The organism is Acinetobacter sp. AC1-2 (assembly GCF_016124155.1).
Classification (GTDB): Bacteria; Pseudomonadota; Gammaproteobacteria; order Pseudomonadales; family Moraxellaceae; genus Acinetobacter; species Acinetobacter calcoaceticus.
The window spans coordinates 1-794 of sequence record NZ_JABFFO010000016.1 but is presented as its reverse complement, the minus strand read 5'-3'; the positions used below and the strand labels follow the sequence as shown (position 1 = coordinate 794).

At 53.9% G+C, this 794-nt stretch carries 1 protein-coding gene; it reads right to left on the bottom strand.

Annotated features, from left to right (window positions below; translation table 11 throughout):
- Positions 1 to 794 (bottom strand): Ig-like domain-containing protein (locus HL290_RS18740; protein WP_227602326.1); only part of this gene is annotated, 794 nt, incomplete at both ends.

The following is a 794-nucleotide window of genomic DNA, read 5'->3' as shown; positions in this document are numbered from 1 at the left end:
CCTATACCAGGGTTACCCAAGGTATCAGTGTAGCTACCATCAGCCACTGCAATGCTTGGTGCTGTGCCTGTGCCATCTGGCGTAAACACTGCTGTCCAGGTGATGTTGTCCGTTGTCGTCAAGCCAGTCAATGTACCGCCAACCACGGTGATGTCGCCTGCCGCAAAGCCTGCCACCGCTTCACTGAACGTGAAGCTAATGTTGGCATCTTCGCCTGCTGCAAGAGCAAGGTCATCTGTGGTAATCGCAAGGGTTGGTGCTGTTGCATCAACAGTTACTGTACCAGTCACTGGAGTTGATACGTTACCTGCCACATCTGTTGCAGTCACGCTCACTGTGTGCGGACCGTCTGCCAGTGTTGGCAATGTATTGTCTGCAAGCGTCCAGGTACCGTCACCATTGTTGGTCGCTGGGTAATCCACACCATCAACCGTCACCACCACAGTCGCAGCAGGATCATCGATCGTACCGGTCAACGCAGGGGTTGTGTCATTGGTAGAGGCATCTGTGAAGCCCACTACCGGTGCAATCAAGTCAACGATGAAGCCGTCTGTACCATCAAGTACATCGCCTATACCAGGGTTACCCAAGGTATCAGTGTAGCTACCATCAGCCACTGCAATGCTTGGTGCTGTGCCTGTGCCATCTGGCGTAAACACTGCTGTCCAGGTGATGTTGTCCGTTGTCGTCAAGCCAGTCAATGTACCGCCAACCACGGTGATGTCGCCTGCCGCAAAGCCTGCCACCGCTTCACTGAACGTGAAGCTAATGTTGGCATCTTCGCCTGCTGCAAG